This window comes from Mesorhizobium sp. B2-7-3, from assembly GCF_006440715.1.
Taxonomy (GTDB): Bacteria; Pseudomonadota; Alphaproteobacteria; order Rhizobiales; family Rhizobiaceae; genus Mesorhizobium; species Mesorhizobium australicum.
In genome coordinates, this window is record NZ_VFTY01000004.1 from 157,264 (window position 1) to 179,697 (window position 22,434).

General features: G+C 64.1%; 20 protein-coding genes and 1 other RNA gene. 7 read left to right on the plus strand and 14 right to left on the minus strand.

All coding sequences use genetic code 11. The annotated features are described in order from the left end of the window. Nucleotides 1–323 precede the first annotated feature (323 nt). On the plus strand, nt 324–1,577 hold the full coding sequence (locus FJW04_RS10945; protein WP_140714058.1) for an FAD-dependent oxidoreductase: 1,254 nt from the start codon (nt 324–326) through the stop codon (nt 1,575–1,577). A 112-nt stretch (nt 1,578–1,689) separates the two neighbouring features. Here FJW04_RS10945 and FJW04_RS10950 read toward each other — a convergent pair whose 3' ends face one another. After that, nucleotides 1,690–2,967, minus strand: a complete 1,278-nt coding sequence (locus tag FJW04_RS10950) for a 4-aminobutyrate--2-oxoglutarate transaminase (RefSeq protein ID WP_140714425.1) — start codon at nt 2,965–2,967, stop codon at nt 1,690–1,692. Between the two features lie 59 nt (nt 2,968–3,026). Continuing rightward, entirely contained in the window at nt 3,027–3,350 is a 324-nt protein-coding gene (locus tag FJW04_RS30250; RefSeq protein ID WP_224585246.1) for a hypothetical protein, read from the minus strand. On the opposite strand from FJW04_RS30250, the gene FJW04_RS10955 reads away from it, so the two are divergent. Genes FJW04_RS10955 through FJW04_RS10965 form a run of 3 tightly spaced genes read left to right on the plus strand, consistent with a single transcriptional unit; the run spans nt 3,349 to nt 8,485 of the window. Further along, complete coding sequence (locus tag FJW04_RS10955; protein WP_246673784.1) at nt 3,349–4,332, plus strand: efflux RND transporter periplasmic adaptor subunit; 984 nt, start codon at nt 3,349–3,351, stop codon at nt 4,330–4,332. The genes FJW04_RS30250 and FJW04_RS10955 overlap by 2 nt on opposite strands. Further along, nucleotides 4,329–5,399 carry an efflux RND transporter periplasmic adaptor subunit gene (locus FJW04_RS10960; protein WP_140714062.1) on the plus strand — a complete coding sequence of 357 codons (1,071 nt, stop codon included), beginning with the start codon at nt 4,329–4,331 and terminating at the stop codon, nt 5,397–5,399. Before FJW04_RS10955 ends, FJW04_RS10960 begins: the two co-directional genes overlap by 4 nt. Then, nucleotides 5,396–8,485 carry an efflux RND transporter permease subunit gene (locus FJW04_RS10965; protein ID WP_140714064.1) on the plus strand — a complete coding sequence of 1,030 codons (3,090 nt, stop codon included), beginning with the start codon at nt 5,396–5,398 and terminating at the stop codon, nt 8,483–8,485. The genes FJW04_RS10960 and FJW04_RS10965 overlap by 4 nt, the downstream gene beginning before the upstream one ends. 40 nt (nt 8,486–8,525) lie before the next feature. On the opposite strand, the gene FJW04_RS10970 is transcribed toward FJW04_RS10965, so the two are convergent. The 12 genes from FJW04_RS10970 to ffs all read right to left on the minus strand — a co-directional run bounded on the left by FJW04_RS10970 (nt 8,526) and on the right by ffs (nt 20,544). Next, complete coding sequence (locus FJW04_RS10970; protein ID WP_140714066.1) at nt 8,526–9,287, minus strand: ABC transporter ATP-binding protein; 762 nt, start codon at nt 9,285–9,287, stop codon at nt 8,526–8,528. After that, nucleotides 9,284–10,147, minus strand: a complete 864-nt coding sequence (locus FJW04_RS10975) for an ABC transporter ATP-binding protein (protein WP_140660629.1) — start codon at nt 10,145–10,147, stop codon at nt 9,284–9,286. Before FJW04_RS10975 ends, FJW04_RS10970 begins: the two co-directional genes overlap by 4 nt. Continuing rightward, nucleotides 10,144–11,070 carry a nickel transporter permease gene (nikC, locus tag FJW04_RS10980; protein ID WP_015314038.1) on the minus strand — a complete coding sequence of 309 codons (927 nt, stop codon included), beginning with the start codon at nt 11,068–11,070 and terminating at the stop codon, nt 10,144–10,146. Before nikC ends, FJW04_RS10975 begins: the two co-directional genes overlap by 4 nt. A 196-nt stretch (nt 11,071–11,266) precedes the next feature. Further along, nucleotides 11,267–12,328, minus strand: coding sequence for an ABC transporter permease (locus FJW04_RS10985; RefSeq protein ID WP_140714068.1), 1,062 nt, complete (start codon nt 12,326–12,328; stop codon nt 11,267–11,269). Nucleotides 12,329–12,347: 19 nt separating this feature from the next. Further along, complete coding sequence (locus tag FJW04_RS10990; RefSeq protein WP_140714070.1) at nt 12,348–13,991, minus strand: ABC transporter substrate-binding protein; 1,644 nt, start codon at nt 13,989–13,991, stop codon at nt 12,348–12,350. Nucleotides 13,992–14,251: 260 nt separating this feature from the next. Next, nucleotides 14,252–15,529 (minus strand): lytic murein transglycosylase, encoded by a 1,278-nt coding sequence (locus FJW04_RS10995; RefSeq protein ID WP_140714072.1) that lies wholly within the window; start codon nt 15,527–15,529, stop codon nt 14,252–14,254. A 188-nt stretch (nt 15,530–15,717) separates the two neighbouring features. Continuing rightward, nucleotides 15,718–16,323 carry a recombination mediator RecR gene (gene recR, locus FJW04_RS11005; protein ID WP_015314042.1) on the minus strand — a complete coding sequence of 202 codons (606 nt, stop codon included), beginning with the start codon at nt 16,321–16,323 and terminating at the stop codon, nt 15,718–15,720. A 78-nt stretch (nt 16,324–16,401) separates the two neighbouring features. Then, nucleotides 16,402–17,409, minus strand: coding sequence for a cell wall hydrolase (locus FJW04_RS11010; RefSeq protein ID WP_140714074.1), 1,008 nt, complete (start codon nt 17,407–17,409; stop codon nt 16,402–16,404). A gap of 251 nt (nt 17,410–17,660) precedes the next feature. Then, complete coding sequence (locus tag FJW04_RS11015; protein WP_015314044.1) at nt 17,661–18,068, minus strand: hypothetical protein; 408 nt, start codon at nt 18,066–18,068, stop codon at nt 17,661–17,663. A gap of 84 nt (nt 18,069–18,152) precedes the next feature. After that, the gene (locus FJW04_RS11020) at nt 18,153–18,476 is read right to left on the minus strand and encodes a YbaB/EbfC family nucleoid-associated protein (RefSeq protein WP_015314045.1); all 324 of its coding nucleotides are present in this window, start codon (nt 18,474–18,476) and stop codon (nt 18,153–18,155) included. Nucleotides 18,477–18,507: 31 nt separating this feature from the next. After that, nucleotides 18,508–20,343, minus strand: coding sequence for a DNA polymerase III subunit gamma/tau (locus tag FJW04_RS11025; RefSeq protein ID WP_140714076.1), 1,836 nt, complete (start codon nt 20,341–20,343; stop codon nt 18,508–18,510). A 104-nt stretch (nt 20,344–20,447) separates the two neighbouring features. Beyond that, nucleotides 20,448–20,544: signal recognition particle sRNA small type (gene ffs, locus FJW04_RS11030), an RNA gene on the minus strand. Between the two features lie 144 nt (nt 20,545–20,688). Here ffs and FJW04_RS11035 point away from each other — a divergent pair. The 3 genes from FJW04_RS11035 to FJW04_RS11045 are packed head-to-tail and all read left to right on the plus strand — an operon-like array spanning nt 20,689 to nt 22,433. Further along, nucleotides 20,689–21,108 (plus strand): HIT family protein, encoded by a 420-nt coding sequence (locus FJW04_RS11035; RefSeq protein WP_015314047.1) that lies wholly within the window; start codon nt 20,689–20,691, stop codon nt 21,106–21,108. 50 nt (nt 21,109–21,158) lie between these two features. Next, nucleotides 21,159–22,103: an NAD(+) diphosphatase gene (gene nudC, locus FJW04_RS11040; protein WP_140714078.1), complete on the plus strand. Its 945-nt coding sequence runs from the start codon at nt 21,159–21,161 to the stop codon at nt 22,101–22,103. 30 nt (nt 22,104–22,133) lie between these two features. Beyond that, on the plus strand, nt 22,134–22,433 hold the full coding sequence (locus FJW04_RS11045) for a Dabb family protein (RefSeq protein ID WP_140714081.1): 300 nt from the start codon (nt 22,134–22,136) through the stop codon (nt 22,431–22,433). Nucleotide 22,434: the final 1 nt, after the last annotated feature.

Below are 22,434 nucleotides of genomic sequence, written 5' to 3' on the forward strand. Positions count from 1 at the left end.
GGAAGAAAGACACCAAAATGCCTCCAATCGAACGGGTTCAAGGCCCAGACATCAAAGGGATGCGCCAATGCGCAAGCTTCCTTAAAACTTCGCGCTCGATGGAGTCAACGGAAATTACTGAAAAAACCCAATCGAAACAACAGTTTAGAATTATTCTAAACTACAACTGTCAACTTTACGCGTTCCCTTGCACCGACTTTGCGGCCGAACTGTACGATTGACAGTCGCCATCCCGGGTGCGACCCGCAGACATTCTCTTGCGGCGGTGCCAGGCAATTGCCGCTTGGCGAGACGTCCTAGGATCGAATCGGGATCGGAATGCGATGAAGAACGGCGTGGTCATTGTCGGTGCGGGTCATGCGGGCGTGCAGGCAGCCGCCAGTCTGCGCGAGGATGGTTATGACGGGCCGGTGATCCTGGTCGGCGACGAGAACGAACTGCCCTATCACAAGCCGCCGCTGTCGAAGACCTTCATCAAGGATGCCACGGCCAAGCCGCAGCCCTTGCGCGGCGAAGCCTTCTACACCGGCAGCGCCATCGACTACCGGCCGGGCATCCGGATCGAGCGCATCGATACCGGCCGCGGCAGTCTCGACATTGCCGGCGGTGGCGCACTTGCCTTCGACCATCTGATCCTGGCGACCGGATCGCGCCCGCGTGCCTTGCCATTACCCGGCGCGGAGCTGTTCGGCGTGGTGTCGCTGCGCTCGCTGGCCGATGCCCGGCTGATCCGGGACTTGAGCGCGCACAGCGAAGATGTCGTTATTCTCGGCGGCGGCTTCATCGGACTGGAAATCGCCGCGACGCTTCGGGCGGCGGGCCGCACCGTCACCGTTGTCGAGGCGGTCGACCGGCTGCTTGGCCGCGCCGTGGCGCCGGTGGTGGCTAGCCATGTCCGGCAAAGGCTGGAAGCGACAGGCGTGCGCATCCTCACCGGCACCTCGATTGCAAGGCTCGAAGGCGAAGACGGCCATGTCACCGCCGCGATCACCACCTCAGGCGAAAGGCTGCCGGCGCGCATGGTCGTGGTGGGCATCGGTGCCGTGCCGAATGTCGAACTGGCGCAGGAAGCCGGCCTCACCATCGCCAACGGCATCCGCGTCGATCACCAGATGCGCAGCTCGGTACCGGATATCCTCGCCATCGGCGACGCCGCCTCGTACCGGCACTGGTTCACCGGCGGCGACGTGCGGCTGGAATCGGTGCAAAACGCCACCGACCAGGCGCGGCTCGCCGCGCGCACCATATCAGGCCACGCCGACGCTTATTCGGCGGTGCCATGGTTCTGGTCCGACATTGGCGACATGAAATTGCAGATGGTCGGGCTGACATCAGGCGGCGACAGCCATGTCGTGCTCGGTGACCTGCCCGACAACAAGTTCTCGATCTACCACTACGCGGGAGACCGGCTGCTCGGCATCGAGTCCGTCAACCGCCCCGGCGACCACATGCTTGGCCGCAAGATGCTCGGTGCCGGCTTCTCGCCGACACCGCAAACGGTAGCCACGGGTCCCGAAGGGCTGAAGGCGGCTCTGGCTGCCTTTCAGCAGGATGAGCTGGCAAGAGCTGCGGGATAGCCGCCCTCCCCTTGTGGGAGGGTCGCTGCGAAGCAGCGGCGGGGTGGGTCGGCGCCAAGCCCCCCACCCGGACCTGCGGTCCGACCTCCCCACGAGGGGGAGGTAACGTGGTTCAGGCGGCGCAGACTTCGCGGATCGAGCTTTCCAGAATGTCGAGCGCTTCGTTCATGACTTCGTCCTGAATGGTGATCGGCGCCAGGAAGCGGATGACGTTGCCGTAGACGCCGCAGGTCAACAGGATCAGACCCTTGTCGAGCGCCTTCAGCCGGATCGCGTTGGCGATCTCGGCCGACGGCAGGCCCTTCTTGACGTCATTGAACTCAACCGCGTTCATGAAGCCCAGACCCCTGATGTCGACGATCTCGGGCACGTCGTCACGGATCGACTGCAGACGCTGCTTGAGCCGCGCACCCAGCGTGTTGGCGCGGTCGCAGAGCTTTTCGTCCTCGATGACATCCAGGACGGCGTGTGCCGCGGCGACGCCGATCGGGCTGCCGCCATAGGTGCCGCCGAGCCCGCCGGGGCTGGGCGCATCCATGATCTCGGCGCGGCCGGTGACCGCCGCAAGCGGGAAGCCGCCGGCCAGGCTCTTGGCCATGGTGGTGATGTCGGCCGCCACCTCGTGATGGTCCATGGCGAACATCCTGCCGGTGCGGGCAAAGCCGGTCTGCACTTCGTCGGCGATGAGCAGCATGCCGTGCTGATCGCAGAGCTTGCGTAGCGCCGTCAGGAGTTCACGCGGCGCGTCGTAGAAGCCGCCCTCGCCCTGAACGGGCTCGATGATGATTGCGGCGACGCGGGCCGGATCGACATCCGCCTTGAACAGCTTGTCGAGTGCCGCCAGCGAATCGGCGACCGAGACGCCATGCAGTTGCACGGGGAACGGCACGTGGTAGACGTCGCCCGGCATGGCGCCGAAGCCAACCTTGTAGGGCACGACCTTGCCGGTCAGCGCCATGCCCATGAGGGTGCGGCCGTGGAAGCCGCCGCCGAAGGCGATGACGGCCTGGCGGCCGGTGGCGTTGCGAGCGATCTTGATGGCATTCTCCACCGCCTCGGCGCCGGTGGTGACGAAGATCGTCTTCTTCTCGAACTTGCCGGGCAGCATGGCGTTCAGCCGTTCGGCCAGCCGCACATAGCTCTCGTAAGGCACGACCTGGTGGCAGGTGTGGGTGAAGCGGTCGAGTTGCGCCTTGACCGCCTCGATCACCCTGGGATGACGATGGCCGGTGTTGACGACGGCGATGCCCGAGGAGAAGTCGATATAGCGGCGGCCCTCGACATCCCAGATCTCCGAATTCTCGGCCCGGTCGGCGTAGATTTGCGTGGTCATGCCGACGCCGCGCGAGATCGACTGGTTCTTGCGTTCGGAAATGGCGGAGTTCTTCATCATATCCCTCACCGGGCCGGCGCCCGTTCTGTTTGATGCCGTTGAGTTCCCTTCTGGCCTTATTTCAGGTTTTCCTCAAGCCGGCACCATCGCAGGGTCGATTGGGCCTGACTTAACCAGTCCGGCGATACGTCTACGAGACCGGTTTCCTTTTTTCCGGGATCGACTATCCTCCTGACTATCCGCGAGGGACCGCGATCAGCGACCGGCGCGCGGCCGAGGGGAGCCATGAGCAGGAACGTGACATCGTCCGTCTCGCCGCCATCCGCCAAAACTCCTAGCCTTTTGTCTTTTCCAGCCGCTTCAATTCTCGCCTGCACGGCCCTGGCGCTGCTCGCCGGTTGCCAAAAGCAGGCGGCGGCGGAAAAGAAGCTGCCGGTCATGGTACGCACCGAAACGGTGGCGATGGCCGACTATGCGCCGAGAACCTCCCTGACCGGGGTGATCGCGGCGCGCACGCTGAACAATCTTTCGTTCCGGGTTGGCGGACGCGTCGCCGAGCGGCTTGTCGATGTCGGCCAGCATGTCGATCAGGGGACAGTGCTTGCCCGCATCGATCCGCAGGAGCAGGAATCCGATCTGCGATCGGCGCAGGCCGATCTCGATGCCGCGCAGGCGCAACTGACCCAGGCCGCGGCCACTTTCGAGCGGCAAAAGACGCTGCTTGCCCAGGGTTTCACCACCAGGCGCGATTATGACGCGGCCGACCAGGCACTGAAGGTGGCGCAAGGCAGCGTCGATGCCGCGCAGAGCGCGCTCGCCAATGCCCGGCAGAACCTGTCTTTCACCGAACTCAAGGCCGGTGCCGCCGGCGTGATCACCGCCCGCCAGGTCGAAGCCGGCCAGGTGGTGCAGGCGGCGCAGACCGTCTTCACCGTTGCCGAGGACGGCGACCGCGACGCCGTGTTCAACGTGCAGGAGACGCTGGTCGCCAGGACGCCGGCCTCGCCGGCGGTGACGATCACGCTGTTATCCGATCCGCAGGTCAGGGCAACGGGCAAGGTGCGCGAGATCTCACCGGCGGTCGACCCGGCTTCGGGCTCGATAAGGGTCAAGGTAGCCATTCCCGAGACGCCCGCCGGCATGCCGCTTGGGGCGGCCGTCATCGGCTCGGTCGGCGCCAAGCCGGCGAAGGCGATCCTGTTGCCCTGGCAGGCCCTGACATCCAGCTCCGGCAAGCCGGCGGTCTGGATCGTCGATCCCGCGACCAAGGCAGTCGCGACGACGCCGGTCGAGGTGCTGGCGTTCGATTCGGGTACCGTCGTCATTGCCAAGGGACTTAACGAAGGCCAGAGCGTCGTTACATCAGGCGGGCAATTGCTCAGCCCCGGCCAGACAGTCGAAATATCGGGAGCAGCGCAATGAAGCGGCTCCTGCTTGGCCTTGCCGCGCTTGGCACGCTCGCAGCCTGTTCGAAATCGGAGGAAAAACCGCCGGAGATCGTCCGGCCGGTGCTGTCGGTCGTGGTCGAGCCGCGCACCACCCAGATCTTCGGTTTCGCCGGCTCGGTTGAACCGCAGGTCAGTGCCGATCTTGCCTTCCGACTGCTCGGTCGCGTCGTCTCGCGTGACGTCAAGGTCGGCGACATCGTCAGCAAGGGCACGACGATCGCGGCACTCGATCCAACCGCGCTGGAGCTGGCCGTCCAGGCGGCCAGGGCCGAACTCTCCAATGCGCAGGCGCAGTTCGCCAATGCCGCGGCCAGCGAGGAGCGCCAGCGCCAGTTGCTCACCTCGGCCAACACGTCGCAGTCTGTCTTCGATGCCGCGCAGCAGGCACGCAAAGCCGCGGAAGCCAGCGTCGAGCGGGCCAAGGCTTCGCTGGCCAAGTCCCAGGAGCAGCTCGGCTACGCCAGGCTGTTCTCGGATTTCGACGGCGTCGTCACCGCCGTCGGCGCGGAGGTCGGCCAAACCGTCTCGCCGGGCCAGACGGTCGTCACCGTGGCACGCTCGGACCCGCGTGAAGCGGTTGTCGATATTCCCGACCAGTTGACCGGCGATCTCTCGGCCGACACGCCCTTCCAGGTCATCTTGCAGTCGCTGCCGACAATCCAGACAGAGGCCAAGCTGCGCGAGATCGCGCCCCAGTCCGAGGGCTCGACCCGCACCCGGCGCGTCAAGCTGACGCTCACCAATCCGCCGCAAGCCTTCAGGCTCGGTTCGACGGTAACCGCGACCCGGATGACCAAGGTCGTACCAACGATCGAACTGCCCATCTCGGCGCTGCTCGAAAAAAACGGTTCTGAAAAAGTGTGGATCGTCGATCCAAAGACGTCGAGCGTGAGCGCGCGCGATATCAAGGTCGCGCGGAAGGCTGGAGGCACCTTCACCGTGGCGGAAGGGCTCGAAGCCGGCATGCGCGTCGTCACCGCCGGCGTTCACAGCCTCGTCGACGGCCAGAAGGTCAAAGTGCCCGCGGGAGGGGCCTCATGAAGGGCTTCAACCTCTCCGACTGGGCGCTCAACCACCGCTCGCTGGTCTGGTATTTCATGCTGGTCTTCGTGGTGGCCGGCGTATTTTCCTATCTCAATCTCGGCCGCGAGGAAGACCCCAACTTCACCATCAAGACCATGATCATCCAGGCCAACTGGCCGGGTGCCTCGGTCAAGGAGACGGTGCAGCAGGTGACCGATCGCATCGAGAAAAAGCTCGAGGAGCTTGACAGCCTCGACTTCACCAGATCCGTCACCACCGCCGGCCAGACCGTCATCTTCGTGAACCTGAAGGACACCACCAAGGCTCGCGACGTCGTGCCGAACTGGCTTCAGGTGCGCAACATGGTCAACGACATCAAGGCGCAATTTCCGCAAGGCGTGCAGGGACCGTTCTTCAACGACCGCTTCGGCGATGTCTACGGCAACATCTATGCCTTCACGTCAGACGGGCTGACGCCACGCCAGTTGCGCGACTATGTGGAGGATGTCAGGACCAAGATCCTGACCGTGCCCAATGCCGGCAAGGTCGATCTGGTCGGCGCGCAGGACGAGGCCATCTATCTCGAATTCTCGACGCGCCAGATAGCGGCGCTTGGCCTCAACCAGCAGCAAATCGTCGCCAGCCTGCAGGCCCAGAATGCGATCACCCCGTCCGGCGTCATTCAGTCCGGGCCGGAGCGCATCAGCGTGCGCGTCGGCGGCCAGTTCACCTCCGAGGAGAGCCTGCGCGCGATCAACCTGCGCGTCAACGATCGGTTCTTCCGGCTGAGCGACGTGGCGACGATCACGCGCGGTTATGCCGACCCGCCGACGGCCTTGTTCCGCTTCAACGGCCAGAACGCGATCGGGCTTGCCATCGGCATGAAGCCCAACGCCAATCTGCTCAAATTCGGCGAGGCGCTTCATGAGGAGATGAACAAGGTGCTGGCCGACCTACCGGTCGGCGTCGGCGTGCATCTGGTAGCCGACCAGCCCGTCATCGTCGAGGAGGCGGTCTCAGGGTTCACGCGTGCGCTGTTCGAGGCGGTGGCGATCGTGCTTGCCGTCTCGTTCATCAGCCTTGGCATGCGCGCCGGCTTCGTGGTGGCGCTGTCGATCCCGCTGGTGCTGGCCATCACCTTCACGGTCATGGAGTATCTGGGGATATCGCTGCAGCGCATTTCGCTCGGCGCTCTGATCATCGCGCTCGGGCTGCTGGTCGACGACGCGATGATCGCGGTCGAAATGATGGTGGCGCGGCTGGAGGTCGGCGACAGCCTGCGCAAGGCGGCGACCTATGTCTACACCTCGACCGCCTTCCCGATGCTGACCGGCACGCTGGTGACGGTCGCGGGCTTCATCCCGATCGGGCTCAACTCGAGTGCTGCCGGCGAATACACCTTCACCTTGTTCGTCGTCATCGCGGTGTCGCTGCTGGTGTCATGGATCGTGGCGGTGCTGTTCGCGCCGCTGCTCGGCGTGACCATCCTGCCGGCGACGATGAAGACCAAGCATCATGACCAGCCAGGACGCTTCACGTCGCTGTTCCGGCGCGTCCTTGTCGGCTCGGTGCGCCATCACTGGCTGACGATCATCGTGACCGTGCTTCTGTTCGCCGCCTCGATCGCCGGCTTCGGCCTGGTGCAGCAGCAGTTCTTCCCACCTTCCGACCGGCCGGAGCTGATCGTCGATTGGAACCTGCCACAGAACTCCTCGATTACCGAGACGCGCGACCAGATGGAGCGCTTCGAACAGCGGGCGCTGGTTGGCAATCCCGACATCGATCATTTTTCGTCCTATATCGGTCAGGGCGCCGTGCGCTTCGTGCTGGCCTATGACGTGCAGCCGGCCAATCCCTATTTCGGCCAGACGGTGATCGTCACCAAGAGCATCGAGGCGCGCAACCGGGTGAAGCCGGCGCTGGAGAAGCTGCTGCGCGCGGAGTTTGTCGGCACCGACGCTTTCGTCAAGCCGCTTGAACTCGGACCGCCGGTCGGGCGGCCTGTGCAGTACCGCGTCGGCGGCCCCGACATCCAGACGGTGCGAGAACTGGCGCAGCAATTCGCCGGCGTGATCTCGGCCAATCCGAAACTCGCGGCGCCGACTTTCGACTGGAACGAACCGCAGCGTGTGCTGAGGGTCGACGTGCTGCAGGACAAGGCGCGCCAACTCGGCATCACCTCGTCCGACATCGCCAGCACGCTGAACAGCACGGTGGGCGGCGCGACGATCACGCAGGTGCGTGACGCGACGTACCTGATCAACGTCGTGGCTCGCTCGCGCGAGGCCGAGCGCGGCTCGATCGAGACGCTGCAAAACATCCAATTGCCGACCGGAAATGGCGAGGCGATCCCACTCGCCGCGGTGGCCAATTTTCGCTACGATCTGGAGCAGCCCACCGTATGGCGACGCGACCGCATCCCGACCATCACCGTGCGCGCCGGCTTGGTCGGCGACGTGCTGCCGGCGACCGTCGTCAATGAGTTGAAACCGTCGGTCGACGCCTTTATCGCCAAGCTGCCGGCCGGCTATTCGGTCGAGACCGCCGGCTCCGTCGAGGAAAGCGCCAAGAGCCAGGGGCCGATCGCGGCCGTGGTGCCGCTGATGCTGTTCGTCATGGCGACCATCCTGATGGTGCAGTTGCAGAGCTTCCAGCGCCTGTTCCTGGTGGTGGCGGTGGCGCCACTCGGGCTGATCGGCGTGGTCGCGGCCCTGGTGCCGAGCGGAGCGCCGCTCGGCTTCGTCGCCATTCTCGGCGTCTTGGCGCTGATCGGCATCCTGATCCGCAACTCGGTCATCCTGATCGTGCAGATCGAGGACCTTGTCGCCGAGGGCAGGGATCGCTGGGCCGCGGTCATCGAGGCAACGGAGCACCGCATGCGGCCGATCGCGCTGACGGCGGCCGCGGCCAGCCTGGCGCTGATCCCGATCGCGCGCGAAGTGTTCTGGGGGCCGATGGCCTATGCGATGATGGGCGGCATCATCGCGGGTACTGCGATCACGCTCTTGTTCCTGCCGGCGCTTTATGTGACGTGGTTCAGGATCAAGGAGCCGAAGCGGGAACAGGGCGGCGAAGTAGAGATCGCCGCTGTTGCGGAAACTTAAGCCGAGGTCGAGCTCCCTGGCGTGACGCGGAGAACTATCGTCAGATCTGCTTCGGAGCCGTTCTCACAAACCCGTCGCTGGCCCGCAACAGGTTGCGCGTATAATCCTTCGTCACACGGCGCTCGACGAGATCGTTGGCCACCAGATTCTCCACCGCCTCGCCGCCCTGCATCACCATCAGCCGCTCGCACATATGGGTGATGATGGCGAGGTCGTGGCTGACCATCAGGAAGGTCAGCTTGCGCCGCCGGCGGACTTCCTCCAGCAGGTTGAGGACTTCCGCCTGCACCGAGGCGTCGAGGGCCGAGGTCGGCTCGTCGAGCAGCAGGATCGAGGGCTCAAGGATAAGCGCGCGCGCGATCGCCACGCGCTGGCGCTGACCGCCGGAAAGCTGGTGCGCGTAACGGAAACGAAAGCCGTTGCCGAGGCCGACCTCGTCGAGCGCGCGTTCGATCCGTTTTTGACCATCGGCAAAACCATGGATTTCGAGCGGCTCCTGCAGCAGGCGGTCGACGGTCTGGCGCGGGTGCAGCGAGCCGTAAGGATCCTGAAAGACCATCTGCACTTCGCGGTAAAAGGCCTTGTCGCGGCGCGCGCCGAGCGTCTTGCCATTGACTGTGATGCTGCCCGAGGCGACCGGCGCGAGGCCGGCTATGGCCCGCAGCAATGTCGATTTGCCCGAGCCGGATTCGCCGACCAGGCCGAAGGATTCGCCCGGCTGCACGTCGAGGCTGACGCCCTTCAGCGCGCGAAAACGGTCGAAGATCACCTCCAGCCTGTCGACGGCAATCGCAGAAGTCATGCCGCCCACTCCGGCTTGCGGTCGAGCACCGGCAGCGGGTGACGGTCGGCGCCGATTTTTGGCATGCAGTTGAGCAGCCCGCGCGTGTAGGGATGCTGGGCCTGACTCAATTCCGACGCCTTGAGCTGCTCGACGACCTTGCCGGCATACATGACGATGACGCGGTCGCAGAAGGACGAGACCAGGCGCAGATCGTGCGAAATGAAGATCAGCCCCATGCCGCGCTCCGCGACCAGCCTGTCGAGGATGCCGAGCACGTCGAGCTGCACCGTGACGTCGAGCGCCGAGGTCGGCTCGTCGGCGATCATCATTTCCGGTCCGGCGATCAGCATCATGGCGATCATGGCGCGCTGGCCCATGCCGCCCGACACTTCGTGCGGATGCAGGTCGAAGACGCGTTTGGGATCGCGGATCTGCACCGCCTCGAGCATGGCCAGCGCGCGCTCGCGCGCCTCGGCCTTGCCGACCTTTTCGTGGGTGCGCAGCGTCTCGACGATCTGGCGGCCGATGCTCATCACCGGATCGAGCGAATATTTCGGGTCCTGCAGGATCATGGCGATGCGGTTGCCCCGCAGCGCCCGGCGTTGGCGCGGCGAGATGCCGAGCAGGTCGATGCCGTCGAAAGTCAATTTATTGGCCGATATGCGGGCCTGCGGCGGTGTCAGGCCCATGATGGCGCGGCCTGTCTGCGACTTGCCCGAGCCGGACTCGCCGACGATGCCGAGGCGTTCGCGGCCAAGCGAAAAGGAAACGCCGCGCACCGCCTCGATCATGCCGGTGCGGGTCGGAAAGGTGACGCGCAGATCCTCGACGTCGAGAAGCGTGCTCTTGGATCGCTGCTGATCAGGGGGGCCACTCATTGGTCACCGCTACGGGGATCGAGTGCGTCGCGCAGGCCGTCGCCAAGCAGGTTGAAGCCGAGGCTGACGATGAGGATGGCGAAGCCCGGCGCACCAGCCACCCACCATTGGTCGAGGATGAAGCGGCGACCCGAAGCGATCATGGTGCCCCATTCCGGCAGCGGCGGCTGCGCGCCAAGGCCGAGGAAGCCGAGGCCCGCGGCCGTCAGGATGATGCCCGCCATGTCGAGCGTCACGCGGACGATCAGCGAGGAGATGCACAATGGCATGATGTGGCGAAGCACGATACGGAAAGGCGAGGCGCCCATCAATTGCACGGCCTTGATGTAGTCCGAGTTGCGCACGGTGAGCGTCTCGGCGCGGGCGATGCGCGCATAGGGCGGCCAGGAGGTGATGGCGATCGCCAGCACGGCGTTCTCGATGCCGGGGCCAAGGGCGGCGACGAAGGCCAGCGCCAGCACCAGCTTGGGGAAGGCAAGGAAGATGTCGGTGATGCGCATCAATATGGCATCGGTCCAGCCGCCGGCATAGCCGGCGACGGTGCCGACCAGGAGACCGATGGGAGCGGCGATGATGGCGACCAGGACGACGACATAAAGCGTCCAGCGGGAGCCGTAGAGGATGCGCGAATAGATGTCGCGGCCGAGGTCGTCGGTGCCGAACCAGTGCTGCGCACTCGGCGCCAGCAGCCGCGCGTTCTTCAGGTCACCGAAGGTCGGCGAATACGGCGCCAGCATACCGGCAAGGACGGCGACGAGCAGCAGCGCGATGATGATCAGCAGGCCGACAAAGGCCAGCCGGTTGGCGGAAAAGCGCCGCCACGCGACATAGGCGCGGCCGAGCCTTGCCTGCAAGCGCGATGCCGGCCGCTCCGACAGCAACCATTCGCGACGGGAGAAGGTGCGGGCGTCGGAGGCGGTCATGACGATGCCTCTTTAAGCTGTCGACCCCCACTCCGGTCTGCTTCGCAGACCACCTCTCCCCCGTTCGACGGGGGAGAGGAAAGGCGCCAAGCCTGCGACCGCGTTTTCCTCTCCCCCGGGCAGGGGGAGAGGTGGCCCGAAGGGCCGGAGTGGGGGTGACTAGCGGCAGCCAAGCCCGAAAGTGCAATACCTCTACTCATCCTGTCTTCGTCCTCGGGTCGAGCACACGGTAGAGCAGGTCGGACAGAAGATTGATGGCGATGAACACCGAGCCGATGACGATGGTACCGCCGAGAACGGCGTTCATGTCGGCGTTCTGCAGCGAGTTGGTGATGTAGAGGCCGATGCCCGGCCAGGAGAAGACGGTCTCGGTCAGCACCGAGCCCTCGAGCAGCCCGGCATAGGACAACGCGATCACGGTCACCATCGGCACGGCGGCATTGCGCAGCGCGTGGCCCCAGATGATGCGGGTTTCCGACAGGCCCTTGGCGCGCGCGGCGACGACATATTCCTGGGCGAGTTCGTTGAGCATGAACGAGCGCGTCATGCGGCTGATGTAGGCCAGCGAGAAATAGCCGAGCAGCGAGGCCGGCAGGATGATGTGACGGAAGGCGTCGTAAAAGACGTCCCACTGTCCCTGCATCGCGGAGTCGAGCAGGTAGAAACCGGTGATCGGCGTGAACGTGTATTCGTAGACGACGTCGAGCCGTGCAGGGAAGGCCACCCATTGCAGCTTCGCGTAGAACAGCACCAGGGCCAGCAGACCCAGCCAGAAGATAGGTACGGAATAGCCGATCAGGCCGATGATGCGCACGACCTGGTCGACGAAGCTGCCGCGTTTGACCGCGGCCAGCACCCCGAGCGGCACACCGAACAGCGCGCCGATCAGTGTCCCGAATGTCGCCAGTTCCGTGGTTGCCGGAAGGGCGCGGCGGATATCGGTCATGACAGGGTTGGTGGTCAGAACCGAGGTGCCGAAATCGCCGCCCAGCGCATGTTTCACATAGATGTAGAACTGCTCGATCAACGGCAGGTCGAGACCCATCTCGCGGCGCGTGCGCTCCACGACATTGGCGGGTGCCCGGTCGCCGAGAACGGCCAGCACCGGGTCGATCGGGATGACACGGCCAATGAAGAAGGTGACCGCGAGAAGACCAAGATAGGTCGTCACCGCAATGACCAGGAATCGGCCAAGCGAAGATGCAAGGGCTACGGCGCGGGCGCTGCCGCGCCCGCCCTCGTTTTCAATCGCGCTCATGCGGGCGTGTCCGCGAACGCTATTCCTTGGAGACCGGCCCGACGAAGTTGGTGTCGAAGCTCGGACCAAGCGCGAAGCCCTTGAGGTTCTTGCGCAGACCGGCGACTTCCAACTGTTGGTGGATGACGACGAAGGGACTGGTGTCGAGGATCTTCTTTTCGAGATCCTTGTACATATCGGCGCGCTTGCCAGAATCCTTCTCGAGCAGGGCTGCTTCCGTCTGCTTGGTCAGCTCCGGAATGTCCCAGGCATTGCGCCATGCCAGCGTCTTCGACTTGCCAGCATCCGAATTGTCCGGGTTCGAGGCAAAGGTCTGGGCATTGGAGTTCGGATCGAAATAGTCCTGGCCCCACTGGCCGATATAGATGTCGTGGTTGCGGGCACGGTATTTGGTCAGCGTCTGCTTGCCGTCGCCGGGGATGATCTCCAGCTTGATGCCGGCCTGGCCGAGCGTCTGCTGGATGGATTCCGCCATGCCGGTGGTCGGCTGGCCGGTGCGCACGTCCATGGTGACGCTGAAGCCGTCGGGCAGGCCGGCCTTGGCCAGCAGTTCCTTGGCCTTGGCGACATCGAGCTTGAACGGGTTCTCGTCCAGTTCGCCCAGAACGCCCTTGGGCAGGAAGGTCTGGTGGATCTCGCCGATGCCCTTGAGGATGGTCGTGCTCAACGCATCATAGTCGACCAGGTATTTGAAGGCCTGGCGGACCTCGGGCTTGGCGAGGTTCGGGTTCTTCTGGTTGAGGCTGATGTAGTAGACGGTGCCTTTCGGCGCGCTGGTGGTGGTGAGGTCGGCATTCTTGGCGATGGCGTCGAGGTCGTTCGGCTCGAGGTTGCGGGCAACGTCGATGTCGCCGGCTTCGAGCGCCAGGCGCTGCGCCGAGCTTTCCTTCATGTTGCGGTAGATGACGCGGGCGAGCTTGGCCTTTTCGCCGTAATAATTGTCGTTGCGCTCCATGACGACCGCCTCGTTGGCACGCCATTCACGCAGCTTGTAGACGCCCGAGCCGGCGTAGCCCGTCTTCAGCCAGGCGTTGCCGAAGTCGTTGTCCCATTTGTAGTCGGCGCTCGGCGTCACCGCCGCGACATGTTCCTTGACCAGCTTGGCGTCGACGATGGAAGCGACGGTGGCCGACAGGCAGTTCAGCACGAAACTTGGCGCATAGGCCTTGTCGACGGTGAACTGGAACGTTGTGTCGTCGACCGCCTTGGCCTTCTCGGTGACGTTGTCGCCGCTGATGCCGAACTGATCGATGATGAAGGCCGGGCTCTTGTCCAGCTTGACGGCGCGCTCGAACGACCAGGCGACATCGGCGGCGGTGATCGGGTTGCCGGAGGCGAATTTCAGGCCCGGCTTGAGCTTGAACGTATAGGTCAGGCCATCGTCGGAGACGGTCCAGCTTTCGGCGAGATCGGGCTTGACCTTGGAAGTGTCGCTGAGGTCGAGGCGGACAAGAAGATCATAGGTGTTGCCGGTGACTTCGGCGGTCGACAGCTCGAACGCCTCGCCCGGATCCATCGAGATGATGTCGTCGATGGCAAAACCTTCGACAAGCGTATCGGCGGGGGTGACCGCGCCAGCCGGCGCTCCGGCCAGAAGCAGCGCCGACATGGCGGCGCCCGCAAGCAGGATACGGGATCGTAGAGCAAGCTTTTCCATCATCATGATGATTGTTCCCTGTTTTGTTGTTGGTTGACCTGAGTTCCCGGCTCAGGGTTACGGTGTTCTTTCAAGGCTCGACGAGAGCCTCTGCCCCACTAACGTCGTGGTTTTTGTCCAGTTGGTCAACAGCATATCCGGCGGCCCAGCGGTGGGCAACGAGCATTTATGCGACGGTTCATTGGACCAGAATGGCGGGCGGGCGTGTCGACGCATACATCAGCCAATCGAGGCACCGATCGAGAAAAAATCTGCTAAATTCGGAGCTATTTCAGCGCCGCGACGAGGCCGGCATCGGGAAAACAGGTGGCGGCCTGGCCATTCTTTTCCTGCCATCTACCGATCGAGCGGCGGGTCTTGAAGCCAGGCAGGCCGTCGGCGCTGCCGACATCGTAGCCCTTGGCTTCCAAGGCACGCTGCAGGGCGGCGATATCGGACCGGTGGAGATCGCCGACCGGACCCCAGCCACCGGTAAAATTCTGATCGCCATGGGCGATGCGGTCGGCGCCATGGCCGATGAACAGCGCATAGAGGTCGCTGGTGTTGTATTCCTTCAGCACGTAGAAATTGGGGGTCGCGATGAAGGCCGGACCGCTGCGCCCGGCCGGCATCAGCAGGAAACCTTCCGCCTTCAGCTCGCTTGCCGGGAACGCCTTGCCGCCGACGCGCTCGACGCCCATGGCAGCCCATTGTGCAATCTTTTTCCCTTGGTCCGGGCCCTCCAGCGAACAGGAGACGCTCTGGGGCACCATCACCTCGAAACCCCAGCTGCGTCCCCTCACCCAGCCGTAGTGGACAAGATAATTGGCGATCGAGGCCAGCACATCGGGCGTCGAATTCCAGATGTCGACGCGGCCGTCGCCGTCGAAATCGACGGCATGCTTGAGCAACGAGGTTGGCATGAATTGCGGCTGGCCGAGCGCGCCGGCCCAGGACGATTTCATCGCGCCGACCGGCGCCAGCCCACGCTCGACGATTTCCAGCGCCGCCAGCAGTTCTGTGCGGAAGAAATCCTTTTTCGTCGACATGAATGCCTTGGTGCCCAGCACCTCGAAGGCGTCGTAGGGCATCTTCGCCGCGCCGAAGCCGGTTTCGCGGCCCCAGATCGCCAGAAGGATTTCGCCCGGCACGCCATAGCGCTTCTCGATCGAGGCAAGCGTGCGGGCGTTGGCGGCTTCGCGGGCGCGTCCACCTGATGTCACCGCACGAACCGTCTTCTCGGCGAAATAGGCGCCGGGCGATCCGAACTCGGCCTGATGCTGCTTCTGCGGGGTTTTGGGTTTCTCGCCGGGCATGACAAGGTCCGGCAGCTTGAGATTGGGCTTCACGCCGTCGAAGGCGGCGTCGAAGGTGTTTTTGGAAATGCCTTTGGTTTTGGCTTCCGGCCAGAGGTCGTTTTGCAGCCAGGCGCGGAACTGGTCGTCAATGGGGGCGGCGTGGGTGGGGACGATGAGGACCATCCCCACTAGAGCAGCCAGAAAAAATGCAAGGCTGAATTTGCGAAAGTCGCGTTCCGTCGCACCCCCCTCTGTCCTGCCGGACATCTCCCCCGCAAGGGGGGAGATCGGCTGTCGGCTCGGCTTTCGCCAATCACCAACGTTGAAAGGAGTTCGCCGACGCCGAAGCTGCCAATCTCCCCCCTTGCGGGGGAGATGTCCGGCAGGACAGAGGGGGGTGCCTGGCACAGACAGGTGAATGACGGCCATAGAATGCACCTTCCCCACCAATAACGTTAAAACGCCGTCCTGGACCGCAGCGCCGCGGCAAGCGTTCCCTCGTCGAGATAGTCGAGTTCGCCACCGACCGGCACGCCATGAGCCAGCCGTGTTATCTTCACCTCGAAACCGGACAATTGATCGGTCAGGTAATGCGCCGTGGTCTGGCCCTCGACCGTCGCGTTGACGGCGAGGATGATTTCCTTGATTTCGCCGCCGGCGACGCGATCGATCAGCGAGCGGATGTTGAGCTGGTCCGGGCCGATGCCGTCGAGCGGCGACAGCGTGCCGCCGAGCACATGGTAGCGCACGTTCATCGCCGCCGCCCGCTCCAGCGCCCAGAGATCAGAGACGTCCTCGACGATGATCAGGGTGGCGGCATCGCGGCGTGGGTCCGTGCAGATCATGCAGGGGTCCGAGGTGTCGACATTGCCGCAGGTCGAGCAGATGCGCACCTTGTCGGCGGCCTCGCCCATGGCGGCGGCCAGCGGCGAAAGCAGCTGTTCCTTCTTCTTGATCAGGTGCAGCGCGGCGCGCCTGGCCGAACGGGGGCCAAGCCCCGGCACCTTGGCCAGGAGCTGGATCAGGCGTTCGATCTCGGGACCGGCGATTCGCTTGGACATCGCTCTGATCTAGGATTTTTCAGAGCGCTTTGAAACATCCCCCGTCGACGCACGGTTCGCCATGCTGCCATGCGAGAATTAGTTTGTTTCGAGCGGGCGGCCGTGGCTGACAATCATCGCGCCTATGGCATCGGTGTTTTCAGGCGTCGACTGGAATCCCATCGAGGCTTCCTGTGGAGCGTCCTGGATCGAGGAGATGACCCGTTTGTTCGAGGTTCCGCTGTTCAGGGTTCCGCCAAAACGGGCGGCATCCGGCTCTTCCATCGGCTCCTGCATGGCAACTTCCACCGGCTTCGCCGAGACCCGCGCGGATTTTGCCGTCGGCGCCGCGGCCGCGGTCAGATAGGTCTGCTGCGCGGGGGCGGTACGGACGGGCTCCGGCTTGGCCGCCGGTTCCGCCGCGGCGGTCATGTAGACTTGCTGGGCTGGAGCGTTGCGAACTGATGCCTTGGCCGGGCGCACTGTCTCGATGGATGCGACCCGTGTCGCGGGTACCCCCGGCAACGCCGCCGGCTGCTCGGCCGAGGCAATCATCGGCTCATCCGGCAGCGGCTGCCAGTTGCGGCCGCGCTTCTCGTAGAAGGCGTTGCCGCCGGCTACCATGGTGTAGTGCATGTTCTTGTAGGGGAAGCGCAGGCCGGCGGTGTGGAAATACATCGTGTTCTTGAGCTTGGTCTTGCGCTCGCCCTTGAGCACGGCGTCGGCGGCCTCTTCGACATCGGGCATTGCGCGCGAATTCATCGATCTGGTCATGACGCCCGGCGCGAACTGCCCGGGCTCACCGACCACTTGGCAGATGGTGTTGCCATGGTTGCCCGAGCGCAGCCGGTTCATCACCACCGTGCCGACCGCGATCATACCGTCGCGGCTCGACCGGTTGGATTCGAAGAACATCGCCCGTTCCAGGCATTCCCTGTCCTTCGGCGTGTGACTGTAGGCGCGCGAACTCAGAAAGCTCGGCGTGATGGCGTCGGTCAGGCTGGGGACGGACATGCCGTGCGAGGTTGTCTGGCTGCAAGCGGCCAAGAAAAGGGGAGACGTAATGACGCCGAGCAACAGCGGCGTCTTCCATCGCATCGCGATCAACAGGTAACCCTCTCACTTCAACGCCCGCCCCCAGGCTGCGGCAAGAATGAGACACTTTCGGGCAAAATGATGGCCAAAACGTTATTAACGGCATACTGTTGCCGAATTGACACAAAATCGAGGCTTTCCAGATAGATCGAGCCATCGTTTCACATGGATGATGACCGTTCTCTCTTCGTTTTGCCGCAATTCCCTTGGGGAAACGCCAAGTGCTTTTCCCGGCAAGACCGCGCCATGCGTTCCAAAACGGCCTATTGCCCGGCGGCGATTGCTGTCGGCCGGCCGGGCTCGATCTCTTCGATCTTCTCTGAAAACAGGCCGCGCCTGAGAAACAGCGCCCGCGCCTCCCTGGCCGTCGGCGCGATCTTGCCCGGCCAGTCGCTGTCGATGAACTCGGCCTTGGTGAAATCAGGATTTGTTTCGGAGGCCGCCTCCAGGAATTCGGCGATTTCCAGCACGATCGCGCGTTCGTCCCTTGAAAGCGCCGACGTGCCGGCCTCGATCGACGGCCGATGCACGAAATCCTCGAACAGGTTGAAGTAGCCCTTGATGCCGACGAGATCGACCCCGGCGTCGCAATCGGCGAGGATTTCCAGAATCTCGTAGATCCTGTTGCGGATACGCTGCTCGATCAGTCTTTCGGACGGCTCGTCGATCATGGGCGCCGGTCTCTGCTTTCATGCATATCGTTGCCTGCCCACCCTCAGGGCCGAGCCCGTGGGCATGCTTTTGGGCTACATGCATCAGAAAGGCAGTTTCATTCCCGGGGGAATGGGCAGGCCGGCGGTCAGCGCCTTGGTCTTTTCCTGCATGATCTGCTCGACCTTGGCCTTGGCGTCATTGTGCGCGGCAAGAATCAAATCCTCGAGGATTTCGACGTCGTCCTCCTTGAACAAGGACGGGTCGATCTTCAGCGACTTGATATCGAATTTTCCGCTCAGCGTGACGCTGACCAGGCCGCCGCCGGCCTGACCAAGGGCTTCGACCGTCGCAATCTCATCCTGCATGGCCTGGAACTTGGCCTGCATTTCCTTCGCCTTGCCCATCAGGCCGAGAAGATCTTTCATGGTCCGATCCTTTGCGGATTAGTGCTGGATATCAGGGTTCGTCGTCATCGGCCGGCGGCTCGACCGGCATTTCGGCCTCGCTCGCGTCGGCGTCGGGCGTGTCGGGAATGCGCACATCGATGATCTTGGCGCCGGGAAAGCGGGCCAGGATGGAGGCCACGGTCGGGTCGTTCCTGGCATCGAGGAAAGCGTTTTCACGCTTCGTCGATTCCATCTCGGCCAGCGTCTGGCCGCCCTCCTCCTTCGACAGCGACACCAGCCAGTGGCGGCCGGTCCAGGCGCGCAGCTTGGTCGTCAGGTCGTTGAGCAGCATCTTGGGCGCATCGTCGGTCAGGCTTACGTCGATGCGGCCCGGTTCGATGCGCACGAGACGGATGCAGCTCTTGATCAGCACCTTGAAGGCGATGTCGCGTTTCGCGTCGGCAAGGGCAACGATGTCGGCCAGCGATTTCAGCGGTACGGCTTGCGTCTCCGGCGCCGGTTGCGGGGGCGCGACGAAGGCAGTCGGAGTAGGCGTGGCCTCGACCAGCCGCATGGTCTGGGCGCCGCCCGAGCCGCCAGGCATGCGCGCCTGCGCCAGGGCGCTGGCGCCATTGCCGCCATTGCCGGGATTCACGGGGCCGGGGCTCATCGGCGCGCCGTTCGGGCGCGGCGCGGCGCCAGTTGCCGAGGCGCCGCTCTCCAGCGATCTCAGCGCCTCGTCCAATGTCGGGAGGTCGGCGGCATGCGCCAGCCGGATCAACACCATTTCGGCGGCACTGACCGGCCTGTTGGAGGACTGCACCTCGGGAATGCCCTTGAGCAGCATCTGCCAGGTCCGCGACAGCACCCTGACCGACAACGCCCGGGCGAAATCGGCACCGCGCTGACGCTCGTCCTGCGACAGCGAGGCATCGTCCATCGCGGTCGGCACGAAGCGCAGCCTGGTGACGAGATGGTTGAACTCGGCAAGATCGGTGAGCACGGCGGCCGGATCGGCGCCGGTATCGTATTGCGCGCGAAACTCCCCAAGGGCTGCCGCCACATCGCCCTTCATCACATGCTCGAACAGATCAACGATACGGGCGCGGTCGGCCAGGCCCAGCATGGCGCGCACGGCCTCGGCGCCGACCGAGCCGGCGCCATGGGCGATCGCCTGGTCGAGAATGGAGAGCGAATCGCGGGCGGAACCTTCCGCCGCGCGCGCGATCATCGCCAGTGCGTCGTCGTCGACCGAAATGCCTTCCTTGCCGGCGATCGAGGAGAGATGCGAGACGAGCGCGCCGGCGTCGATGCGCCTCAGGTCGAATCGCTGGCAGCGCGACAGGACGGTGATCGGAACCTTGCGGATTTCGGTGGTGGCGAAGATGAACTTGACGTGCGGCGGCGGCTCTTCCAGCGTCTTCAGCAGGCCATTGAAGGCCTGCGTCGACAGCATGTGCACTTCGTCGATGATGTAGACCTTGTAGCGGGCCGAGACCGGCGCATAGCGCACGCGCTCGATGATGTCCCTGATGTCGTCGATGCCGGTGTGCGAGGCGGCGTCCATCTCGATGACGTCGACATGGCGGCCTTCCATGATCGCCTGGCAGTGCTCGCCAAGCACTGCGAGGTCTACCGAGGGCTGATCCGTGGTGGCGGTTTTATAGTTCAGGGCACGCGCCAAAATGCGCGCGGTGGTGGTCTTGCCGACGCCGCGCACACCGGTCAGCATCCAGGCCTGGGCAATGCGGCCGGTGGCAAAGGCATTGGTGAGGGTGCGCACCATCGGCTCCTGGCCGACGAGTTCGGAAAAATTCGACGGACGGTATTTGCGCGCCAGCACGCGATACGCGGCGGCCTTGCCCGTCGCCAGACTATCGGGGCCCGAATTTCCGGCTTCGCTCATTCGCCCGTTAAGCTCCAAAAGGCCGCGCCCACAGGCGCCGATTCCTGCGCATAGTCTCGCCCGCGCTGCAATGCGTCGTCAATGTCGCGAGGAGGGCCGATGAGGTGGGAGGCTGGAACAATGACCCGTTCCGGGCTCGTTAGGGCTGCTTCCTTCCGGACCTGACCCGGTTGGCGAGTGGATCGTCCACCACCAACCTCCCGCTGTCCATATCGGCAATTGCGCGACGAAATGCAAGTGCGCAGGCAAATCGGCACCGCGGACCACCAGATTCGCTTGCAGCACCGGTGCAGCCGCTCTAGCGTTCATGGTTTGAGGAAACCAAGAAAAGCAAGGGAAACGCCGATGCTGCCGGGCCTGAAGGCCGGATTCACGCTGGATGCCCGGCTGGAGGCTGACAGCGAGCAATTGATGTGGCTGGGGCTGTGCGAATTGCGGGTGATGAACGACCGCCGTTGGCCATGGCTGCTCCTGGTGCCGCAGCGGCCGGGCGCGGAGGAGATCCATGACATGACGCCGCTCGACCAGGCGATGCTGACCTTCGAGACCAATATGGTGGCGCAGGCGCTGAAGAAAGTGAGCGGCTGCACCAAGATCAACACCGGTGCGCTCGGCAACATCGTGCGCCAACTGCATGTCCACATCATCGCACGGTCCGAGGGCGATCCCGGCTGGCCCGGCCCAGTCTGGGGGCACGGCCTGCGCGAGCCCTATCAGCGTTCCGACCTGCGCCGGTTTGCCGAAACGATAAGGGCAGCGCTATAAGCCTTGCCGTGTCCATCCCAAGCATGTCCATCCCCAACACCAGAGTCCACATGACCTTCCGCCTGTTTGACGCGCCCGTGCGCGAGCCGAGCCAGTTCGTCGGCTTTGCCGGCAACACGATCGACCGGCAATCCGAGAACCGCGCCGACGATTCGGTCGACAAGGCGCTGGCCGACCCGACGACGCGGCTGCTGTTGATGAATGGCGGCAGGCTCCTGCTGAAGCCCGGCGAGGGCGGCCGCCTCGACCCATGGTTCGGCATCGCCGAAAGCGAGCCCTTCAGCCCTTCGGTCGACCAGGGCGTGCTGCTCGGCTTTTCCGAACAGGGGCCGGTGCTGGCGGTGCTGGCGGGCGTCGATGCCGAACAGCTGCCTGAAACCATTAAGGCGATCGATTACCGCTCGGTCTATATGCAAGGGCTGATCGACGAGGCCGCCGCCGGCGCGATGGCGCAGGGCGCCGCCCTGCTTGCCTGGCACGCCAGTCACCGCTTCTGCAGCAAATGCGGCACGCAATCGCAGATGCGGGCCGGCGGCTACAAACGGCATTGCCCCAATTGTGGCACCGAGCATTTTCCGCGCACCGACCCGGTAGCGATCATGCTGACCACGACGCGGGAGAAATGCCTGCTCGGGCGCGGCCGGCATTTCGCGCCGGGCATGTATTCGGCGCTTGCCGGCTTCATCGAGCCGGGCGAGACGATCGAGGCGGCGGTGCGCCGCGAAACGCTGGAGGAGGCGGGCATCCGGCTCGGCCGCGTCGTCTACCACGCCAGCCAGCCCTGGCCGTTCCCCTATTCGCTGATGATCGGATGCTTCGGCGAGCCGCTCAACGAGGACATCCAGGCCGATCTCAACGAACTGGAGGACTGCCGCTGGTTTTTGCGCGACGAGGTGCGCCTGATGCTGGACCGAACGCATCCCGACAATCTGGTCACGCCGCCGAAAGGCGCCATTGCGCACCACCTCATCCGCGCCTGGGTCGACAGCGAATAACGAATATCGAAGTCATTGCAGGAGAGACAAATGATCCGTCACACCGTCGTCTTCACGCTGAAGCACCCACCGCATTCGCTGGACGAAAAGCGGTTCCTCGTCGACGCCAGGAAAATCCTGTCGGCGATCCGGGGCGTCACGCATTTCGAGCAATTGCGGCAGGTCAGCCCGAAGAACGACTATCAGTTCGGCTTCTCGATGGAGTTCGCCGACCAGGCCGCCTACACTAGGTACAACGACCATCCCGACCATGTCGCCTTCGTGCGCGACCGCTGGGTGCCGGAGGTCGAGGCCTTCATGGAGATCGATTACGTGCCGTTGGGCTGGTAGC